Origin of the sequence: Micromonospora sp. A200 (assembly GCF_029893845.1) — a bacterium.
GTDB classification, from domain to species: domain Bacteria; phylum Actinomycetota; class Actinomycetes; order Mycobacteriales; family Micromonosporaceae; genus Micromonospora; species Micromonospora purpureochromogenes.
This window is the reverse complement of sequence record NZ_JARXXY010000021.1, coordinates 38,362-58,451: the sequence shown is the minus strand read 5'-3', so window position 1 is coordinate 58,451 and position 20,090 is coordinate 38,362. Positions and strand designations below refer to the sequence as shown.

The following is a 20,090-nucleotide window of genomic DNA, read 5'->3' as shown; positions in this document are numbered from 1 at the left end:
CGGAGCCGATGCTATTCGGACACTTTGCTCAAAGGGGTCATGTTGCCCAAATGGCCTTGAGCCTTGTTCCGATGGCCGTTCTCAGTCACCGGCGAAGCCCGGGCGAGCCCCCGTCCGGCGTCTCGCCGTCGGCGGGCCGGGTCCACAGTCGAATGATCCTCGCCAGATCGCCGGTCGCCTGCTCGCTTCCTTCCGCCGTCAACAGGGCGAGCTGTGCCGGGGCACCGAGCACCGCGATCGCCACCAGGGCGACCGCACACCACCGGGCACGCACCCGGGCCAGGGCGACCGCGCCGAGCGTCGCCCACGCCGGAAGCGTGAAGAGCAGCACCTCCGGCCCCCAGATCGGTGTCGCCTGCGCGACGAGCAGCAACGCCAGCGGCGGCACCACCGCCCACGCGGTGTAGACGGCGGCGGAGCGCCGCAACGGAAGGCTGAACAGCGCCAACCCGAGCAGTACGATGCCCAGGGCGGTGACGCCGAACAGCTCCCGGGGGGTCGCGGCCAACACGTCCGGGGTGAGCTTCGATCCCCGCGCGATCGGCGCGCCGGGTGGCCCGCCGAACAGTCCCAGCGCGGCGGCCGCGGGTAGCGCGCCCAGGAGCGCCACCGCCGACCAACGGCCGGCCACGCCGCGCCGGAAGGCGAACACGGTCCAGCCGTGCCCGGCCAGCAACAGCAGCGCGAGACCGTGGGAGAGGCCCAGCAGCAGCACCGCGGCGCCGTAGCCGGCGAAGCGTACGAACGTCGGCCGGTCGACGGCCAGCACGAGCAGGAACGTGGCGAGCACGGCGGCGAACACCGTCAGCGCGTACGGCTGGACCTCCTGCGCGTACCGGGTCGACGTCGGCAGCAGCGCGAAGATCACCCCGGCCAGCAGGCCGACCCGTGGCGTGAACAGTCGGGCCGCCAACAGCCCGACGAGGGCCGCCGCGGCGGTGACGGCCACCATCGACACCGCCCGCACCGCCGGGCCCGGCGTGCCGAGGACCTCCGCCCACCAGCGCATCAGCGCTGAACCGGCGATGCCCCAGGCCGGGGGGTCGCCGGTGGGCGGGGCGGGCGCGGCGGCCCGGATGAGGCAGAGCGTGACCGTCAGCAGTGCCGGTACCAGCCAGGCGGCGACCCGCCACCGGACGGGGTGGGTCGCCGGCTGGGGGGCCACGTCGTGGCCTTCGCCCCAGGGGTCCTCGACGTCGACCTCCGTCGACGTCAGCCGGGGCAGGACTATGGTGTCCGCGTCCTTCATCGTGTCTCACGCATTTCTGTCGGAACCGGCGGTCGAAGCCGTGGCAGGGGCGCGCCCCGAGGCGACGCCAGGCCAGCGGTCCCGTGGCGTGGGCAGCACGCGGCGCAGGACCGGCCGGAGTCCTGGATCGAGTAGGAATGTCACCTGGAGCATAGGGAACAGCGGCGGACACATAGCCCGGATGCGTCACAAGCACCGAATCGGGGATCAACCGCCGTTCAGCGGTCGGGAAGCTGATCGAGGCGCGGGGCTCAGCCGCAGGGTGCCCTGGTCCCACCCTCAGTGCGACGAGAGTTCCGGGCTCACCGGACGTTTCACGGCGCCTGAGGAGTCTGGTGCGGGTCGAGGTGCGCGCGCAGCGCTGCGGCGATCTCGCCCGCCGCGACGAGCTGATCCGGCGTGAGAGCGTCGACGAAGAGTTCGCGGATGGCGCGCAGGTGCGGAACCGTGGAGCGCCGGAACGCGTCGGCTCCGGCCGGCGTCAGCAGGACCTCCGCCCCACCGCGATCGGTTGCGCACTCCTGGCGGCGGATCAGCCCGCGCCGCTCCATCCGCCCCAGGTGGTGGGAGAGCCGGCTGCGCTCCCAGCCGATGTGGGCCGCGAGTTCGGAGGAGCGCATCTGCCGTTCCTGCGCCTCGGTGAGAGCGAGCAGCACGGCGTAGTCGCCCGGGGAGAGGGAAGACTCGGTCTGGAGGCGGGACGCGAGCTGGGACCTGAGGGCTTCCGCCGTCTCGATGTAGTCGCGCCAGGCCCGCAGCTCCGCCGCACTCGGGAGCTGGCGTCCCTTTCGCCGGTCAGGTGTGGCTTTCGTCATCTCTCGCTCCTGGTTGACATGTCAATCCTGAGGCTAGCATGGTTGACATGTCAATCGTCGAAGGCTTCCTGCGGCGAGATCGCCGCCCGGGAGCGAGCGTGAGGAGGAGACGATGACAGCTGAGGGTTTCGAACTGGGACTCAACTCGTTCGGGGAGGTCGCCACTGACGGCGGCCGGGTCCTGAGCGACGCCGAGACGGTGCGGCTGCTCGTCGACGAGGCACGGCTCGCGGAGTCGGTCGGCCTCGACGTGTTCAGCGTGGGCGAGCACTACCGGGAGGGCCACAACGACTCGGCGACGCCGGTGCTGCTCGCGGCGATCGCGACGGCGACCGATCGGATCCGCCTCGGGACCTCGGTGACGGTGCTCAGCACCAACGACCCGGTCCGGCTCTACCAGGAGTTCGCGACCCTGGACGCGGTGTCGAACGGCCGGGCCCAGCTGGTTCTCGGGCGGGCGTCGGCGACCGAGTCGTTTCCGCTGTTCGGCTACGACCTGGCGGACTACGAGCGCTTGTTCGAGGAGAAGCTCGACCTCTTCGTCCGGCTTCAGCGGGACGAAAAGGTCACCTGGTCGGGCACCGTACGCAGCCCGCTGGTCGAGCAGCGCCTGCATCCGCGGATGCCGGCGGGTGGCATCCCGACGTGGATCGGTGTCGGTGGGAGCCCGAACTCGGTGATCCGCGCCGCTCGCTACGGCCTTCCGCTCATGCACGCCATCATCGGCGGGCGCCCGCAGCGGTTCGCCGGCAACGTCGACCTCTACCTCCGGGCGCTCGACCAGTTCGGGCATCCCGTGCAGCCGATCGGGCAGCACTCGCTCGGCCTCGTCGCGGACACCGACGAGGAGGCCGTGGAGACCTGGTGGCGGTACTGGCAGCCGGTGGTGGCGCAGACCGCCGCGGAACGCGGCTTCTACAAGCCGGACCGCAAGCGCTACGAGGCCGAGCTCGACACCGGCGCGCTCTTCGTCGGGTCACCCGAGACGGTCGCGCAGAAGATCGCCACCATGGCCCGTGACCTGCGGCTGAGCCGCTTCGATCTCAAGTACGACATCATGCACCTGCCCCGCGAGGCACGCGCGCGCACCATCCAACTGCTGGGCAGTGAGGTCGCGCCGCGGGTCCGGGAGCTGCTGGCGAAGGAGCCCACCCATGTCTGATCTCGAGTTCGGCCTCGACACCTTCGGCGACGTGCCGGAGGACGACTCCGGCAAGCTCGTCTCCTACGCCGCGGCGATCCGTCAGGTCGTCGACGAGGCGGTGCTGGCGGACGAGCTGGGGGTCGACGTCATCGCCCTCGGCGAGCACCACCGGCCGGAGTACTCCGTGTCCACGCCGGAGACCGTGCTGGCCGGGATCGCCACGCGTACCTCGCGGATCCGGCTCGCCTCCGGGGTGACCGTGCTGAGTTCGGACGACCCGGTCCGGGTGTTCCAGCGCTTCGCCACGGTGGACGCGCTGTCGCACGGCCGGGCCGAGGTCATCCTCGGCCGCGGGTCGTTCACCGAGTCCTTCCCGCTGTTCGGCTACGACCTGCGCGACTACGACGTGCTCTTCGAGGAGAAGATCGAGCTGTTCGCGAAGCTGCTGGACGAGAAGCCGGTCACCTGGAGCGGCACCAAGCGTGCCCCGCTCGAGCGCGCCGACGTCTTCCCGAAGACCGAGTCGGGACACCTCACCACCTGGGTGGGCGTCGGCGGCTCGCCGCAGTCGGTCGTGCGTACCGCCCGATACGGCCTACCGCTGATGCTCGCCATCATCGGCGGCGCTCCCGAGCGCTTCGCGCCCTACATCGACCTCTACCGCCGGGCCGCCGAGCAGTTGGGCACGACGGCGCACCCGGTCGGAATGCACTCGCCCGGCTTCATCGCCGACACCGACGAGGAGGCGAAGGAGCTGTACTGGCCGTACTACCGGGTCATGCGGGACCGGATCGGCGCGCTGCGCGGTTGGCCGCCGATCCGCCGCGCGGAGTTCGACGCCGAGGTGGAGCACGGTTCCCTCTACATCGGCTCCCCGGAGACCGTCGCCCGCCGGGTGGCTCGCGCGATCCGCAGTCTCGGCGTCGGCCGGTTCGACCTCATCTACACCGCCGGAGCGCAGCCGGTGAGCGCCCGGATGCGCGCGGTGGAGCTGTACGGCACCAAGGTGATCCCCATGGTCCGTGACATCCTCGCCAGTTGATCGGGCCCACGGACGGCCGATCGGGAAGCGGAAGGAAGACATGAACGACAGCGCCCGGAGCGGGCCCCAGACGCTCGGCATCCTCGGTGCCGGCAAGGTGGGCACAGTGCTCGCCCGACTCGCCCTCGCCGCCGGTCACCGGGTGCTGATCGCCGGCTCCGGCGACCCGGAGAAGATCGCCCTCACCATCGAGGTGCTCACGCCCGGAGCGGTCGCCACCACCGCGGTCGACGCCGTGGGGGGCGCCGACATCGTCATTCTCGCCCTCCCGCTGGGCAAGTACCGGAGCATCCCCGCCGAGGCGCTGCGCGGCAAGCTCGTCGTCGACGCGATGAACTACTGGTGGGAGATCGACGGCATCCGCGACGACCTCACCGACCCGCGCACCTCGTCGAGCGAGACCGTCCAGGCGTTCCTGTCCGGCTCCCGCGTCGTCAAGGCGTTCAACCACATGGGGTACCACGATCTCGAGGACGGGGCGCGGCCGAGCGGTACACCCGGCCGCAAGGCCATCGCCATCGCCGGCGACGACCGCGCTGATCTCGACGTCGTCGCGTCCCTGGTCGACCGGCTCGGTTTCGATCCGGTCGTCGCCGGCCCGCTCGCCGAGGGCGTGCGACTGGAACCGGGCAGCGAGTTGTTCGGCGCCAACGTGAGCGCCGACGAGGTGCGGGCCATGCTCGACCGCTTCGCGGAGTCGGAGCGTGGGCGGGTCGTCGCCCTGGCACGAGCCACGCCGAAGGCGGGGTAGGTCACACCGCCGGGCGGCTTCACCACCCGCACGTGCCCGGGCCACGCTGGTCGCGCGGCCCGGGCCGTGCTGCGCGGTCCCGGTCAGTCGACCGGAGGGGTGTACGTGTCGCAGACCCGGCCACGCTCCGCCCGGGCCACCGTGGTGCCGACGCACAGCCGGAGCCGTGGCTTGAACCCACCCCACAGCAACTCGGAACGGGTCTGGGCGGTCGTCTTGCCAGGAGTGCACAGCGCGGCGAAGGTCCGCCAGACGAGCTCGTCAGCCGGCCCGTTGGTGGCGATCTGGACCAAACCGCACCGCCCGGGAGCGTTGACCGCGAGCGTCCCGTTGACCGCCACCGGCGGTACCGGCCGCTCCGGGATGCTCATCATCATGTCGTAGCTGCCGTAGGCGCTGACCCCGGCGCTCTCCAGTGCGAAGTCGCTGTCGGCGGAGGCCGTGGCGGGTGAGGCGCCGGCCGCGACAGCGATACCGGTGACGGCGACCACACCGAGCATCTTGACACCGAGTGACGTCATTGTGCACTCCCTTTCGAAAGGGCCCACCGATCGGGCGGGCGAAATGGGCGGCGTCCACCGTGGTCGCGCGCCAAGGGTGAATGGCACGACCAGGATGACGAGAACGCCGGACGGCGCCGGCCGTTTGATGATTCGTCGGCGCCGGCCCCGATGAGATCGCATCCCCGATATGCCGTCAAGGAAGTCCAGGCGGGTTCCGGCGGCGCGACGACCGGCGCGACGGCGCGCTTTCGCTGTTCAGCGTCGACGCCGCCCACAAAACAGCGCCGACGGATGTGTCCTGCTTCACTTCGGCGCCGCTCGGCACAATTTCACGATTGTCGCAGCGAATTCTTCTCATCCACATATTCGCTGCCGGCTGATGAAAGAAAATGCTCTTGCTGCTAACGAAATAATGGCAATTGTTACGCGGGAACTCGCCCCGCTCAGCCTCGGGGCAGCGGGCCGACGTCAGAGCGGCGGCCGGGGCGCAGCGCCGCGTGCCGCTGGCCGGGGCCGGCACCCTCGCGGGCGGCGAGGATGTCCGCTACCGCTCCGGTGGCGAATCCGTAGATGGACTTGTGCAGGACGTCGACGGCGAGCTCGCCGCGTGGCCAGGTCTGCGGTGGCGCCCCCACGCCGGTGGCGTTCTCCAGAATCTGATCGTTGGTCAGCCGCACCACGGTGAACATCCCCGAGGCCCAGGCACCCCGCAGACCGGCCTGCGCCATGATGCTGCGCACCACGCCGACGAGCGCGCCCTGGCCGTAGTGCATGGTGAGGTTCCGCCGCCGAGGCTGACGCGTCGGTGCCTCCGGCAGGCCGGTGAGCCGCGCCAGTACGCGGGCCGGCACGTGGGAGTCGGGCCGTCCGGTCACCCGCTGCTCCAGCTTCTCCGCCGCGGTCATCACCGCCGCCCCCGCCAGTCCGGCGACCAGCCCCTGCCACACCGCTCGCTTCACCATGGCGAAGCCCTACCCGCCGGCCGCGCCACCACACCCGAGAGCGGTACGCGAGCCGGGATCGTGCGAGGCGTCGTGCAGCGTGGCGACGCCCCGGCGGTCAGACCACCGTGAGCAGCAGCCTGCCCGGGAAGGAGGTCTGCAGGCGACGGTGCGCCTCCGCTGCCTGCCCCAGCGGGAACTTCTCGGCGACGTGCACCACGAACGGTCCGGCCTCGATGAGCTCGTTGAGGCGCTGCAACTGCCGGGGCCCGGTCTCGCCGTCGTACGCCTTGATCGTCACGCCGGGCCGCTCGCACGGTTCCGGCTGCACCCCGTGGGGGTACCCGAGCACGCCGCCGTCGCGCAGCGCCTCGGTGAGCTTGTCCAGCGTCTTCCCACCGGCCATCGCCAGCAGGCCGTCCACGCCGTTCGGCACCAGCTCCCGGATCCGCCCGAGCACCTCGGCGAGGTCACCGTGACCGTCGACGGCCAGGTCGGCGCCGAGCCGGCTCACCAGCGCCACGCCCTCAGCCCCGGACGCCACGGCGACCACGTTGAGCCCCTGCCGCTTGGCCAACTGCACGGCCAGGTGCCCCTGTCCCCCGCTCGCCCCGAAGATCAGCAACCACGCGCCGGCGGACAGGCCCAGCACGTCCAGGCCCGTCAAGGCGGTCAGCGCGTCGGTGGGCATGGCCCCCGCGTGCTCCACCGGCAAACCCGCCGGCAGCTTCGCGACGTACTCGGCCCTGGTCGCCGCGTACTCGGCGTAGAAGCCGCCCTTGGGCCGGGTGTAGCCGTACACGTAGATCACGTCGCCCACGGCGACGTTGGTCACCTGCCGGCCGACGGCGGCGACGCTGCCGGCGGCCTCGGCGCCGGGCACCATCGGGAAGGTGGACCCCTCGGGCACCAGCGCGCCCTCCCGTGTCATGGCGTCCCACACCCCGACGCCGGCGCTCCACACCTTGATCAGAACCTCGTCGTCGGCGATCTGCGGCACCGGCAGGATACGCGGGGTGATCACCTGCGGACCGCCGAACTCGTCGAAGGCCGCGGCCTGCATCTGCTCCGGCACGTCGCCGTCTGCCATCTGGAATCCTCTCCACCCCGGTGTCGTGCGGGCACCGCATCGTCGAAGGCAGCATGCCGGTGCACCCGTCGCCGGGGTCCCTGCGCGAGCGCCGTTCACCCGGTCGGGCTACCGGCGCGAGCCCGCCGGGCCTGTCCCGTGGACCACCTCCGCGCCGCCGGCGCCCGGAACACGTCGGCCTGCACAGGGTCCGGCGACCGATCGGCAGCAGTAAGATCGCTGGCACCCCGGCGAAGACACGTCCTCCCCCACCCGGAGCCCGCATGTCCGAGCAGCCCGCCACCGACGTCACCCGCCCCCGCAGGGGCCGTCCGTCGCGCGGTCACGCCCTGGTCGGATTCCTTCGTCGGTGCGGGGCTGATCGTTCGTACCGAACTCTCCGCCCGGCCCTGGTCGTGGTGTGCCTGATCGCCGCGGCCGGGTTGCCGGCCGGATCGTCGGTGGCCGACGCCACCGGATCCACCGCCCTGCGGGTGCTCCAGCTGAACCTCTGCAACAGCGGCCGGGCCGGCTGCTACACGGGCCGATCGGTGACCGAGGCCGCGGAGGTGATCGGCGCCGAACTGCCCGACCTGGTCACCCTCAACGAGATCTGTCAGGACGACGTGGCCGCGCTGGAGCAAGCGTTCGCGGCGGTCCACGGCGGCGGCACAGTCGTCTCCGCCTTCAAGGCTGCCGGTGACCGCCCTACCGGCGCCGTCACCGAGTGCCGCAACGGGCAGCCGTACGGGGTCGGGCTGCTGACCCACCTTGCCGCGCCGTACCCGGGGCACACGGTGCACAGCGGGATCCACCCGACGCAGGATGTCACGGACCCCGAGGAACGGCCCTGGCTCTGCGTCCACGTCGCCGGCCTGCTGCACGCCTGCACCACACACCTGGCGGCCACCAGTGCCACCGTCGCGCTCGCCCAGTGCGCCCACCTGCTCGACACGGTCGTACCGATGATCCGCAGGAGCACCGGATACGCGCCCACCGTGCTGAGCGGCGACCTCAACCTCCGGCACGGCGGCTCCCCCGACGTGCGGTCCTGCGTGCCGCCGGGCTACCTGCGGATCGACGACGGCGCGGTGCAACAGATCATGGCGACAACCGACGTCACGATCTGTTGCAGCAGGTCGATAGGCATGCGCGGGGCGACCGACCACCCAGGGCTGTTGGCCACCCTCACGATCGACGACCGACGCCCCGCCTGGGCCGCCACCGCGCCGCGCTGGACACCCGCCCGCGTCGCCCCACCCCGGCGAGCACGGTGGACGCGCCGGTCAGGCGGCCGTCAACCGTCGCTGACGAGCGCGTCCGGGGCCCGCATCCGCCACGCATCGGTCACCAGCTCCCGCAGGCGCTCGACATCGACCTTGGCCAGGCGCAGCATCACCAGCGGCCACCCCTCGTAGCCGGGTGTGGTGAAGAAGAGGTCGGGCTCGCCGAGGAGGAGAGCCTGCTTCTCGGCCTCGTCGCCGACGAACAGCACCGCGAGGTCGGTCCGGATCACCCGTGGCTTCCCCGGCCTGCGCTCGGGATAGGACCAGACGAGTCCCTTGCCGACGACCCGGAAGTCGAAGCCCTCGCTGTCGATCTCCACCACGTGCGGCAGGGCCAGGGCTATCCGGCGGACATCATCGGCGTCAGCCATCGGGGTCCCTCCCGGGTCGGATCCTCACCGGGCCGAGGTTACGCCTCGGCACCGACATTGATCATGTTCGCATGTTGCCGGCGTCTCGCCCATCGCGGCGGAGGCACCCATCCGGTTTGCGACAATCAACAAGCACGGACACCCAACCCGGCGCAGTCCGCCACTCGACCAAGAAGAGGTACGTATGCCACTTGACCATGACGCGTGGCCGACGCTGGAGGAGCTGCTGCGCGAGGAGGGCGAGTTGGAGCTGCCGGCTCTGTCGGAGTCGGACGCGTACGAGTTGGGGATGCGGGCGGTCGCCGCCGCGAGTGAGCGGCAGCTGCCGATCTCGGTAGGTGTGTGGCGGACCGGGCGCCAGTTGTTCCACTGCGGCTTGCCCGGTTCGACGCTGGACAACGACGGGTGGCTGCGTCGTAAGGGACGAGTGGTGATGCGGTTCGAGCACTCGTCGCTGTACATGGCACGGCTGTGCCAGGACAAGCAGGTCACCCTGGCGGAGAGATTCGGACTGCCGGCCGCGAAGTACGCGGCCGCCGGGGGTGCGGTGCCACTGCGCGTTCGCGGCACCGGCGTGGTGGGCTGGTTCGGCGTCTCCGGACTTCCGCAACTGGACGACCACCGCTTCGTCGTCGAGATGCTTCGCGGAACCTCGCGTTAGTCGTACACCGGTGCGGTAGGTAACCCGAGCGTTGGTGGGCACGGGTCGGGGTTGACGGGCCGCCGCCAGTGGCTCGTCAACCCCGGCGATCTTGTCGGGGGCGGCGGTTAGCGTGTGGTCACTGTCGCCGCGCCGGCCACGTCGGGCCGGTCGCTGACCCCTCGGAGGCCCCCATGTCGCAGGAGACGACCTACCTCGAACTGTCCGAAGTGGACGGTGCGCACAAGTTCTACGAGGTCGTCGTCGAGGACGCCACGCTGACCGTGCGCTACGGCCGGATCGGCGACCAGGGGCAGGTCAAGGCGAGCGCCTATCCGGACAACGCGCGGGCCCGGGCGGCCGCGGCGAAGAAGATCGGGGAGAAGGTCCGCAAGGGGTACGCCCCGGCGGTCCCCGGCGTCAGAAAGAAGCGCAGCGTCTCCCGACGGCAGATCGTCAGCACCCGCTCCACCGCCCGCACCGCCCCGGTGCTGTGGCGCTACGACTCCGGTGCCCCCGCCTTCGGCATCTTCGTCGACGGGCAGCACTGCATGGTGGGCAACGAGCACGGCGTGATCACCACCCTCGGCCACGACGCCCAGGTGCGCAGCCAGGTCCGCCTCCCCGACGGGGTGAAGTGCATCGTCGCCGACGACGCCTGGATCTACGCCGGCTGCGACGACGGCAACGTCTACGACCTCTCCGGCAAGGTGCCCCGGGTGGCGTACGCGATCGCCCCGGAGATCGACATCTACTGGCTGGACATCCACGACGGCGTCCTGGGCGTCTCGGACGCCGACGGCGGGATCGCCGCCATCGACCACGAGGACGAGTTCCTCTGGCGTCGGCCCGGGCGGGGCCGCTCCGCCTGGATGGTGCGCTGCGACACCGACGCGCTCTACCACGGCCATTCCCAGGGAGTGACCGGCTACGACTGGCGTACCGGCCGCGAGCTCTGGCACACCAGCACCGGCTCGGTGCTCTTCGGGTGGCAGGAGCGCGGCAGCGTGTTCGCCGGGACGAGCACCCGAGAGGTGGTGCGGCTGGCCAAGGACGGTCGGGTCGAACGCCGCTACCGGTGCGACGCCCCGGTCTTCTCCTGCGCGACCGCGGAGGGCGGCCGGTACGTCTTCGCCGGCGACAGCCAGTCCTCGATCTACTGCTTCGACGCGGCGGGCACCCGACTGTGGAAGCTCGGCACGGGCTGCGGCTCGGCGTACTCCATGCAGTACCACGACGATCGGCTCTATGTGGTCACCACCGGCGGCCATCTGGCCTGCATCGACGCCAGCGAGCCGGCGATCCGGGCGGCCCAGGTCGGCGACGTGCCGCAGGTGCTGGACGTCAAGGCGCCCCGCCAGGCGCCGCGGACCGTGGAGCCGACGGTGGTCGAGGTGACCAGCGACGCCGGCGCGGGCGTCGTCGTGCAGTGCCTGGACGATCGGGGGCGGCTGCGGGTCCAGGTGGTTTCCGACGGCTACCGGCGTGACTGGTCGGTGCAGTTCCCCAAGGGCATCCGCGAGCCGGGCGCCCGCTACCTGGTGACCGAGGTCCGCGAGTCCGGCCGAGGTGGGTTCTACCGGGCGTACGGCGACATCCGCCGGCTGCGCTGAGCACCCACGCCTGTCGACGTCGTGTTGTTCCGGTCAGCTGCGGGCGGGTGACCACCCGTCGGCGACGAGGAGGGCGGCGTCGACGCCCTCGCCGTCGAAGAGCACCCCGTCCCGGTCTCCCGCGACGACCCGGTCGACGTACACTCCACGACCCTGGCCGGAGCCGTCGGTGCTGCTGCTCCAGCGCAGGTGGGTCGCCTGGTCGGGCAGCGCCACCGAGGCCTGCCACCAGGCCCGGCCGCCGTACCCGGTGACCGTGCCGTCGCTGGTCCAGCGCCGGTCCCCGTGCCGCAGCAGCATCCGCGCCGGAGCCCACGTCCGGCCCCCGTCGGTGGAGACCTCGAACCGCGTGCTGTCGTAGCGGGGCTCGGTGTCGTACCAGAGCAGGAAGCTCGCGGCGCCGCCGTGCGCGGCCCGGCGCAGCGGGGCGGTGAGGGTGACGGTCGCGAGGTCGCGCGGGTCGGCCCGCCAGGCCTCCCGCGACCGGGGCCGCACCGGCATCGCCTCGGCGAGGTCGCGGGCGACCGCGCGCCGGGCGACGTTGTTGCTGCCCCAGCCGCGGTCGGGGTGCACCCGGTTGCTCAGCAGGATGAGGAACGAGTGGGAGAGCGGGTCGATGACGAGGGACGTGCCGGTGAAGCCGGTGTGCCCGAACGCCACCGGGGAGGAGAGCCCCATCATGTACCAGTGCTTGTTGAGCTCGAAGCCGAGCCCGCGATCGCTCTCCGGGTAGGCCGCCTCCAGCGGCGCGTTGTAGTTGACCAGCATCGCGCGCACCGTGTCCGCCCGGAGGATCCGTCGCCCGCTGTACTCGCCGCCGTTGAGCAGTGACTGGCAGAGCAGCGACAGGTCGGCCGCGGTGGAGAAGACCCCGGCGTGCCCGGCCACGCCCCCGAGCGACCAGGCGTTCTCGTCGTGCACCTCGCCCCAGACCATGCCGCGCCCGGCGTACGGCTGGTACTCGGTGGCGGCGATCCGCGACCGCAGCTCCGGCCCCGGGTTGTAGCCGGTGTCGGTCATGCCCAGCGGCGCGGTGACACCGTCGCGGACCAGGTCGGCCAGCGGCCGCCCGGTGACCCGTTCCACCAGCACGCCCAGTGCGATCAGGCCGAGGTCGGAGTAGACGTAGCGGGTGCCGGGGGTGGCCCCGGCCGCGAGCGGCGTGGCCAGCGCGGCGGCGAACCGCTCGGCCGACGTCGGGTACCTGCTCCACAGTGGCGTGAAGGCGGGCAGACCCGAGGTGTGGGTCAGCAGCATCCGTACCGTGACCGCCTCCTTGCCGCCGGCCGCGAACTCCGGGACGTAGCGGGCGACCGGGGCGTCCAGCTCCACCCGCCCCCGCTCGACCTGCTGCATGGTGACGATCGTGGTGAACAGCTTCGACACCGACGCCAGGTCGAAGACGGTGTCGGGCCGCATCGGGATCTGCTGGTCGGCGGGAAGCTCCACCCCGACCAGCCCGGGCGGCGGTCCGACGGCGGCGTACCGGACCGCGGTGCCCACGGCGGCGTGCTGCACGACCACGCCGTCCTTGGCCGCCAGGACCACCGCGCCCGCGTACGCCGGGTACCCGGGGTGGTCCGGCGTCGGCTGGAGATAGGCCGCCAGGTCGGCGGGGAGGCGATCCACGGGCGCGGGAAGCAGACCGACCTCGCGGGCGGTGCCGGGCCGCAGCGTGTCCTGCCGGAAGTGGATGTCGGCGGGGGTGACGGCCGGCGGCCCGGCCTCGTCGCGCAGTGGTGCGCCGGCCGCCCCGGTGGCCGGCGCCGTCGTACCGAGGATGGCCACGGCCAGGCCGAGCGCGAGCCGGCGGAGCGCGGGCGGGCGGTGCAGCGGGCGGGACGACGTGGTCATGGCCACACTCCTCAGTAGAGCAGGTAGGGCTGGCGCTGGCGGTCGAACGCTGCCAGCTCGTCGGCCCAGGCACCGACGACGTCGTCCACGTCGGCCCCGGCGTCGATCTGGGTACGCAGCCGGGGCGACCCGGTGAGCTTGTCGATCCAGTACGGGCGGACGGCGTCCCAGGAGTCACGCCGCCAGGCGAACGCGGGGTACTTGTGCGCCTCCACCAGCATCGCCACCGCGGTACGGATCGGGTCGTACACCGCCCGGTCGACGACCTTGACCTCGACGCCGGCGCAGAGCTTGTTCAACAGCGCCGGCTTCTGCCCGGCCGAGGTCGGTGCGAAGTACGCCTCGCGGAACTCGACTCCGGGCAGGTCCCGGGCGTTGAGGCGGTCACTCCAGTGGTGGTCGAAGTCGGTCGCCAGCCCGCCGATCAACTCGAACGGACGGCAGGTGCCGCGGCCTTCGGTGATCGACGCGACGCCCTCGAAGAGGCCGGTACCCGGGTAGACCAGCGCGGTGTCCGGGGTGGGCATGTTCGGACTGGGCATCACCCAGGGCACGTCGGTGTCGGCGGCGAGGCGGTCCCGCTTCCAGTGCTCGCACCGCACCACGTGCAGGTCCACCGGTCGCCCGGCTTCGACGGGCAGGAACGTGCCGTTGAAGAACCGGGCCAGCTCCCCGACGGTCATCCCGTGCTGCTGGACGATCTCCTTGAGGCCGACCCCGGAGGTGTACGGCGCGGTCATCATCGGCCCGTAGGCCCGCCCGCCGATCGGGTTCGGACGGTCCAGCACGACGTAGCGTTTGCCGACCCGGGCCGCGGCGACCATCGAGGTGTACATGGTCCAGATGTAGGTGTAGAAGCGGACGCCGACGTCCTGGATGTCGAAGACGACCGTGTCCACGCCCGCCTCGGTGAACATGCTCTCCCACCGGGCCAGCGAGGCGCCGTACGCGTCGTAGACGGGGATGCCGGTGCGCGCGTCGACGCCGGTGCCCTCGCTGCCTCCGGCCTGGGCCGAGCCACGGAAGCCGTGCTCGGGGCCGAACGCCGCGGTCAGCCGGACCTGGCCCGAGCCGTGCATCAGGTCGACGAGGTGGCGGTAGGCCCCGTCGACGCCGGTCGGGTTCGAGACGACGCCGACCCGCTGGCCGGCGAGCACGGCGAAGTCGGAGGCCACCAGTTGGTCCAGGCCGGTGCGGACCCGGCGGACACCGGGGCTGCCCGCCGCGGGCGACCGGGCCGCGCCGACGCCGAGCGCCCCCGCGCCGGTGCCGAGCGCTCCCGCGCCGACCGCGCCGGCGAGGAAATTCCTACGCTGCATGGGTTGCCTCCTACCAGGTCAGGCCGTGGCCGTAGGGGTAGAGCACGGTGCCCGCACCCTCGGCCGTGGGGATCGTGACGGGCAGCCGCCCCCGGGGGGACAGCTCGCCGTGCAGCGCGCGGACGAGTGCGTCCATCGCCGCCCGGGTGTACGAGTAGGTCGCCAGATAGGTGGTCACGCCCGGCAGGTGGGCGATGTCGTAGGGGTCCCGCACCGCCACCACCACCACGGGTCTGCCGGTGGCGAGCAGCGCCGCGACGAGGCGCTGCTGGGTGGCCCGCGGATCGGTGATGGTGGTGTCCCACGCCTTGTTGACCAGCACGACGGTGAGGTCGTGCGCGGCCGCCTGGGTGGCCGTCGCGGCGATCACCGCGTCGGACGGCAGCGTGGCCGGTCGGGCGGTGGCCCGGGCGCCGCGGGCGGTGAACCCGTCGGCGACCGTCGCGACCGGAGCGAAGGCCGCGCTGTTCCAGCCGGTGACCAGCACCGACCGGCCGGTGCCGGCCAGCGGCAGCAGCCCGGCGTCGTTGCGCACCGCGGTGAGCGTCGGGTCGGTGACCCGGGTGACGGCGGCGAGGTGCCCGGGCGCCCCGACCGTCCGTACCGCCTCCTCGACGTCGACCAGCGGCGACCGGGCCAGCCCCTGCCGGTACTTCATGCCGAGGATGCGCCGCACCGACTCGTCGATCCGCTGCTCGGTCAGCTCGCCCGTGGCGACGGCCCGCAGCACCGCGTCCCGGGCCAGCGCGAGGTTCGGCGGCATCAGCAACTGGTCGGCGCCGGCCTTGATCGCCAGTACGGGCACCCGCTCGTCGCCGTACTTCTGCCGCACGCCGGCCATGTTCAGCGCGTCGGTGACGATGACTCCCCGGAAGCCGAGTTCACCGCGCAGCACACCGGTGAGGATCGTCGGCGACAACGTCGCCGGATCGCCGGACGGGTCGAGCGCGGGCACCACGATGTGCGCGGTCATGATCGATTCGACGCCCGCGCTGATCGCCCGCCGGAACGGCGGCGCGTCGATCCGGTCCCACTCCGCCCGGCTGTGGTTGATCACCGGCAGGCCGGTGTGGCTGTCGGTGGCCGTGTCGCCGTGGCCGGGGAAGTGCTTCGCCACCGCGGTCACGCCGGCGCCGTCCTGGAACCCGGCGACCTGCGCGGCGGTCAGCTCGGCCACCAGGGTGGGGTCGGCGCCGAACGACCGTACCCCGATGACCGGGTTGCCCGCGTTGACGTTGACGTCGGCGATCGGCGCGTACGGCTGGTGGATGCCCACCGCGCGCAGCTCCCGTCCGGTGATGTCCGCCGACGTGCGCGCGTCCTGCGGTGAGCGCCCCGCGCCCAGCGCCATCGCGCCGGGGAACTGCGCGGCGGGAGCGGGCATGCGCAGTACCGTGCCCTGCTCCTGGTCGGTGGAGATGAGCACGGGGACGCGCCCCTTGGCGCCGTCGCCGAGGGCGGCCCGCTGGAGGCCGTTGGAGAGGCCGGCGATCTGACGGGGACTGTCCAGGTTGTGCGACCAGGAGAAGTAACAGACGCCGCCGAGGTGGAACCGGTCGATGACCTCGGCCGGAGTCTCGACGCCGAACGCGGCGCGGTTGGCCGCGCGGTCGGCGGCCGTGGGCTCGGTGGCGTCACTGCCGTAGACGTAGGTGGAGAAGAGCTGCCCGACCTTCTGCGCCAGGCTCATGTGCCGCAGCGTCGAGGTGACCCAGCCCTGCTCGGCGGTGGGCGGGAGCGCGGGCTCGGCCGAGGCGTGGACGGGGAGCGGCGCGAGGGTGGTCACCAGGGTGGCCATCAGGACGGTCGCGGTGACGGATCGGGTCTTCATAGACGACGACCTCTCAGTCCGGGTGGCTGAAACTTAGCTACATATGAATGAGCAGTCAAGAAGGTTAGCTACGAAACCTCGGGACTGGGTCGACCGGCCGACCCAACCCCGCCTGGGAGGTTCTGCCAGTACCGGTCTCAGCAGGCGCTGGCACGACGCGAGCGGTGAGGGTTGTCCGGGTGGCGCCCGGCGCCGGGCACGCGGTCCCCGACCGCGTGCCCACCGGCGCTCACCGTCGGCACCGGGATGCTGGCGCTCGCCCTCGTCCCGGCGGTCATGCTCGTCCCGCGCGGCAGCCGGAGCGCCGGCGTCACCGACCTGCGGCCCGCAGCGCGGCCGCCGCCCGCCCCGGTAAGCAGCCCGCACGACACGTTCACCTACGGAAGGATCACGACTGTGGACAAGCGCATCCTCGGCACCGGCCTTGAGGTGTCGGCCCTCGGGTTCGGCTGCGTGGGCATCAGATCCGGCCTCGGCCCCGCCGTGAACAATGAGGACGGCATCGCCGTCATCCGCACCGCGGTGGAACACGGTGTCACGTTCTTGGGACACGAGGCAGGTCCGGGCTCGACCACGGCCAATCAGCCGCTACCGCCGACCACGATGGCAGCACGCCGCGCCGCGGTACTCCAGCACACTGCCGACGATCGGACGTGACCATGAAGCCGCACCGAGTCGCCGCCCCCGCGGTACCCGCTGCCACCATCCTCACCCTGGGGGTGGAGGAGGAGTTCCTGCTCCTGGACCCGGCAACCGGGGAGAGCCTGCCCGTCGCCGACCGGGTGCTGCACACGCTGTCGGGGACCACCGCTCGGGAGCAGAGCCGGCAGGAGTTCCGGCACAGCATGGTGGAGATGGTCACCCCCGTCTGCACCGACCTGGCAGAGCTGCGCGAACATCTGGTCGCGCTGCGCGGTGCCGCCGCACAGGCGGCGGAGGCGGCCGGGGCGCGCCTCGTCGCGGTCGGGGCCACCCCGGTCTGCGAAGCCCACCGAACGGTGCCGGACGAGCAGCGCTACCACGCCATGTCCCGCCGGTTCGGTCCGGTGGCCCACGACCCCGCGGTCTGCGGCTGCCACGTCCATGTCGGTGTGCCGGACCGGGAGCTGGCCGTGCAGGTGTGCAACCACCTGCGCCCGTGGCTGCCGGTGGTGCAGGCGCTCACCGCCAACTCCCCCCTGCACGACGGAAGGGACACCGGGCACGCCAGCTGGCGGTCCATGCAGCTGGAACGCTGGCCGAGCATCGGACCCACCCCGCACTTCGAGTCGGTCGCCGACTACGACGCCACCGTGCAGGAGTTGATCGCCGCAGGGATCATGCTCGACGCCGCGATGGTCTACTGGTACGCCCGCCCGTCCGCCGCGTACCCGACCGTGGAGGTCCGGGTCGGCGACGTCTGCCCCACCGTTGACGACACGGTGCTGGTCGCCGCGCTGGTCAGGGCGCTGGTCGCCACCATGGCCGACGACGTCCGCGCCGGGGTCCGCGCAACTCCGGTCCGGGACTGCCTGGTCGCCGCCGCCCACTGGCGAGCCGCCCACAACGGGGTCGACGGTGACCTCATCGACCTGCGGGGCGGCGGCGCCCGTCCCGCCTGGGACCTGATCGACGATCTCCTCGTCACCGTCGCGTCCGCGTTGACCCGGCACGGCGATCTCGATCTGGTGCGGCGCCAGCTCGACCGGATACGCCGGGACGGCACCGGCGCGACCCGACAGCGCCGAATCATGGCCCGTACCGACGGCGACGTCCAGGCCGTTCTGGACCACCTGACCGCCCAGACCACCGCCCACTGAACCGGCGGCCGGGCCGGACCAAGCCGACGAGCGAGCGCGCCGGGAGTTCAGTGGATGTCGTGGGCCTGGAGCCAGAGTTCCAGCAGGCCGAGCTGCCAGAGCTTGTTGCTGCCGGCGGCGGACTGCGCCTGGGCCGGTTCGGCGAGCAGGTCGGCGACGTACCCGGGCCGGAACAGGCCGCGCTCCCGGGCGGCCGGCGCGGTCAGGGCCTCCTCGACGAGGTGCCGCACCGGCCCGTCGACGTTGCGCAGGGCGGGCACCGGGAAGTAGCCCTTGGGCCGGTCGATCACCTCGGCGGGCAGCACCTCCCGGGCCACCTCCTTGAGCAACCCCTTGCCGCCCTGTGCCACCTTGTGCTCCGGTGGGCAGGCCGCGGCGAGGGCGACGAGGTCCTGGTCCAGGAACGGGGTGCGCACCTCCAGCCCCCACGCCATGCTCATGCTGTCCACCCGCTTCACCGGGTCGTCCGGCAGCATCAGGTGGGTGTCCAGGCGCAGCACCGCGTCCAGTGCGGTGTCCGCGCCGGGCGCGGCCAGGTGCGCGGCGAGCAGTTCGCGGCTGGCGTCGTGGTCGCACGCGTACGCCGGGTCGACCACCCGGTCCAGTTCCGCGTGGTCATGGTCGAGGAACGCGGCGGCGAACGCCTCGGCGGCGCCGTCGCGGGGTACCCGGGTGAGGGGCTGGTGGTAGGCGTAGCCGGCGAAGACCTCGTCGGCGCCCTGGCCCGACTGGGCCACCTTGACACGGCGGGCCACCTGCTCGGAGAGCAGGTGGAAGGCGACCACGTCGTGGCTGCCCATCGGCTCGGTCATCGCCTCGATCGTCCGGCGGACCGCCGGCACCAGGTCGTCGTTACCGAGTTGGATGCGCTGGTGGTCGGTGCCGAAGGTGGCGGCGACCAGGTCGGAGTAGTGGAACTCGTCGCCCACCTCGCCGCCGCGGCTGTCGAAGCCGATGCTGAACGTCTGGAGGTGGTGCTGCCCGGCCTCGGCGAGCAACGCCACGATCATGCTGGAGTCCAGGCCGCCGGAGAGCAGCACCCCGACCGGTACGTCCGCCACCAGCCGCCGCCGCACGGCCGTGCGCAGCGCGTCGCCGACCGCGGCCTGCCAGTCCCGCGCGTTCATGCCGGCGTGTGCCGGGTCCCGTTGGTAGTCGGGCTGCCAGTAGACGCGCTCGCGGCTGCTTCCGTCGGACTCCACCACCCGCACCGTGGCCGGGGGGAGCTTGCGCACCCCCCGCAGGATGGTCCGGGGCGCCGGCACGATCGAATGCCAGGAGAGGTAGTGGTGCAGCGCCACCGGGTCGATGCCGGTGTCCAGGTCACCGGCGGCCAGCAGCGCCGGCAGGGTGGAGGCGAACCGCAGCCGCCCGGGCGACTCCGCCAGGTAGAGCGGCTTGATCCCCAGCCGGTCCCGGGCCAGCACCAGCCGGCGCCGCCGCCGGTCCACGAGCACCGCGGCGAACATGCCGACCAGGTGGTCGACGAACCGTTCACCCCACTGCGCGTACGCCACGAGGATGACCTCGGTGTCACTGGTGGAGTGGAAGGTGTGCCCGGCCTCCCGCAGCTCGTCGCGCAGCTGGTGGTAGTTGTAGACGCAACCGTTGAAGACGAGCCTGAGCCCCAGGTCCTCGCGCACCATGGGCTGGCCGCCCGCCTCGGACAGGTCGATGACGGTCAGCCGGCGGTGTCCCAGGGTGACCCCGCCGTCGCTCCACAACCCTTCGCCGTCGGGGCCCCGGGAGCGCATCGCCTCGGTCATCCGGGTCACCGCGCCGGCGTCGGGGGTCGCGCCGTCGAACCTCGCCTCACCGCTGATCCCGCACATCTCACCCGGAACCGATCGCTCGGCGTGCACG

17 protein-coding genes are annotated in these 20,090 nt (G+C 72.2%); 7 read left to right on the top strand and 10 right to left on the bottom strand.

Annotation, left to right across the window (positions count from 1 at the left end):
• Positions 1–85: 85 nt before the first annotated feature.
• Positions 86–1,249, bottom strand: a complete 1,164-nt coding sequence (locus tag M2302_RS20870; RefSeq protein ID WP_280839532.1) for a glycosyltransferase family 39 protein — start codon at positions 1,247–1,249, stop codon at positions 86–88.
• 314 nt (positions 1,250–1,563) lie between these two features.
• On the bottom strand, positions 1,564–2,064 hold the full coding sequence (locus tag M2302_RS20865) for a MarR family transcriptional regulator (RefSeq protein WP_280839531.1): 501 nt from the start codon (positions 2,062–2,064) through the stop codon (positions 1,564–1,566).
• 112 nt (positions 2,065–2,176) lie between these two features.
• Here M2302_RS20865 and M2302_RS20860 point away from each other — a divergent pair, with 112 nt between their 5' ends.
• Genes M2302_RS20860 through M2302_RS20850 form a run of 3 tightly spaced genes read left to right on the top strand, consistent with a single transcriptional unit; the run spans position 2,177 to position 5,001 of the window.
• Positions 2,177–3,226, top strand: a complete 1,050-nt coding sequence (locus M2302_RS20860) for an LLM class flavin-dependent oxidoreductase (RefSeq protein WP_280839530.1) — start codon at positions 2,177–2,179, stop codon at positions 3,224–3,226.
• On the top strand, positions 3,219–4,250 hold the full coding sequence (locus M2302_RS20855) for an LLM class flavin-dependent oxidoreductase (protein WP_280839529.1): 1,032 nt from the start codon (positions 3,219–3,221) through the stop codon (positions 4,248–4,250). Before M2302_RS20860 ends, M2302_RS20855 begins: the two co-directional genes overlap by 8 nt.
• Before the next feature lie 40 nt (positions 4,251–4,290).
• Positions 4,291–5,001 (top strand): NADPH-dependent F420 reductase, encoded by a 711-nt coding sequence (locus tag M2302_RS20850; protein ID WP_280839528.1) that lies wholly within the window; start codon positions 4,291–4,293, stop codon positions 4,999–5,001.
• Positions 5,002–5,084: 83 nt separating this feature from the next.
• Here the strand turns inward: M2302_RS20850 and M2302_RS20845 are convergent, their stop codons facing one another.
• The 4 genes from M2302_RS20845 to M2302_RS20830 form a co-directional block, all read right to left on the bottom strand.
• Complete coding sequence (locus tag M2302_RS20845; protein WP_280839527.1) at positions 5,085–5,522, bottom strand: hypothetical protein; 438 nt, start codon at positions 5,520–5,522, stop codon at positions 5,085–5,087.
• A 425-nt stretch (positions 5,523–5,947) separates the two neighbouring features.
• The gene (locus tag M2302_RS20840; protein WP_280839526.1) at positions 5,948–6,466 is read right to left on the bottom strand and encodes a hypothetical protein; all 519 of its coding nucleotides are present in this window, start codon (positions 6,464–6,466) and stop codon (positions 5,948–5,950) included.
• 97 nt (positions 6,467–6,563) lie between these two features.
• Positions 6,564–7,535 carry an NADP-dependent oxidoreductase gene (locus tag M2302_RS20835; protein WP_280839525.1) on the bottom strand — a complete coding sequence of 324 codons (972 nt, stop codon included), beginning with the start codon at positions 7,533–7,535 and terminating at the stop codon, positions 6,564–6,566.
• Positions 7,536–8,811: 1,276 nt separating this feature from the next.
• Complete coding sequence (locus M2302_RS20830; protein ID WP_280839524.1) at positions 8,812–9,171, bottom strand: MmcQ/YjbR family DNA-binding protein; 360 nt, start codon at positions 9,169–9,171, stop codon at positions 8,812–8,814.
• 184 nt (positions 9,172–9,355) lie between these two features.
• Between M2302_RS20830 and M2302_RS20825 the strand changes: the two genes are divergently transcribed.
• On the top strand, positions 9,356–9,832 hold the full coding sequence (locus M2302_RS20825; protein ID WP_280839523.1) for a heme-degrading domain-containing protein: 477 nt from the start codon (positions 9,356–9,358) through the stop codon (positions 9,830–9,832).
• Positions 9,833–10,005: 173 nt separating this feature from the next.
• Positions 10,006–11,424: a PQQ-binding-like beta-propeller repeat protein gene (locus tag M2302_RS20820; protein WP_280839522.1), complete on the top strand. Its 1,419-nt coding sequence runs from the start codon at positions 10,006–10,008 to the stop codon at positions 11,422–11,424.
• Positions 11,425–11,457: 33 nt separating this feature from the next.
• Here the strand turns inward: M2302_RS20820 and M2302_RS20815 are convergent, their stop codons facing one another.
• Genes M2302_RS20815 through M2302_RS20805 form a run of 3 tightly spaced genes read right to left on the bottom strand, consistent with a single transcriptional unit; the run spans position 11,458 to position 16,428 of the window.
• The gene (locus tag M2302_RS20815; RefSeq protein WP_280839521.1) at positions 11,458–13,278 is read right to left on the bottom strand and encodes a serine hydrolase domain-containing protein; all 1,821 of its coding nucleotides are present in this window, start codon (positions 13,276–13,278) and stop codon (positions 11,458–11,460) included.
• Between the two features lie 11 nt (positions 13,279–13,289).
• Complete coding sequence (locus tag M2302_RS20810) at positions 13,290–14,597, bottom strand: DUF1343 domain-containing protein (protein ID WP_280839520.1); 1,308 nt, start codon at positions 14,595–14,597, stop codon at positions 13,290–13,292.
• Between the two features lie 10 nt (positions 14,598–14,607).
• Positions 14,608–16,428, bottom strand: a complete 1,821-nt coding sequence (locus M2302_RS20805) for a glycoside hydrolase family 3 protein (protein ID WP_280839519.1) — start codon at positions 16,426–16,428, stop codon at positions 14,608–14,610.
• A 246-nt stretch (positions 16,429–16,674) separates the two neighbouring features.
• Here M2302_RS20805 and M2302_RS20800 point away from each other — a divergent pair, with 246 nt between their 5' ends.
• On the top strand, positions 16,675–17,085 hold the full coding sequence (locus M2302_RS20800) for a hypothetical protein (RefSeq protein ID WP_280839518.1): 411 nt from the start codon (positions 16,675–16,677) through the stop codon (positions 17,083–17,085).
• A 2-nt stretch (positions 17,086–17,087) separates the two neighbouring features.
• Entirely contained in the window at positions 17,088–18,227 is a 1,140-nt protein-coding gene (locus M2302_RS20795) for a glutamate--cysteine ligase (protein WP_280839517.1), read from the top strand.
• 47 nt (positions 18,228–18,274) lie between these two features.
• Here M2302_RS20795 and M2302_RS20790 read toward each other — a convergent pair whose 3' ends face one another.
• Positions 18,275–20,059, bottom strand: a complete 1,785-nt coding sequence (locus M2302_RS20790) for an N-acetylglutaminylglutamine amidotransferase (protein ID WP_280839586.1) — start codon at positions 20,057–20,059, stop codon at positions 18,275–18,277.
• Positions 20,060–20,090 lie beyond the last annotated feature (31 nt).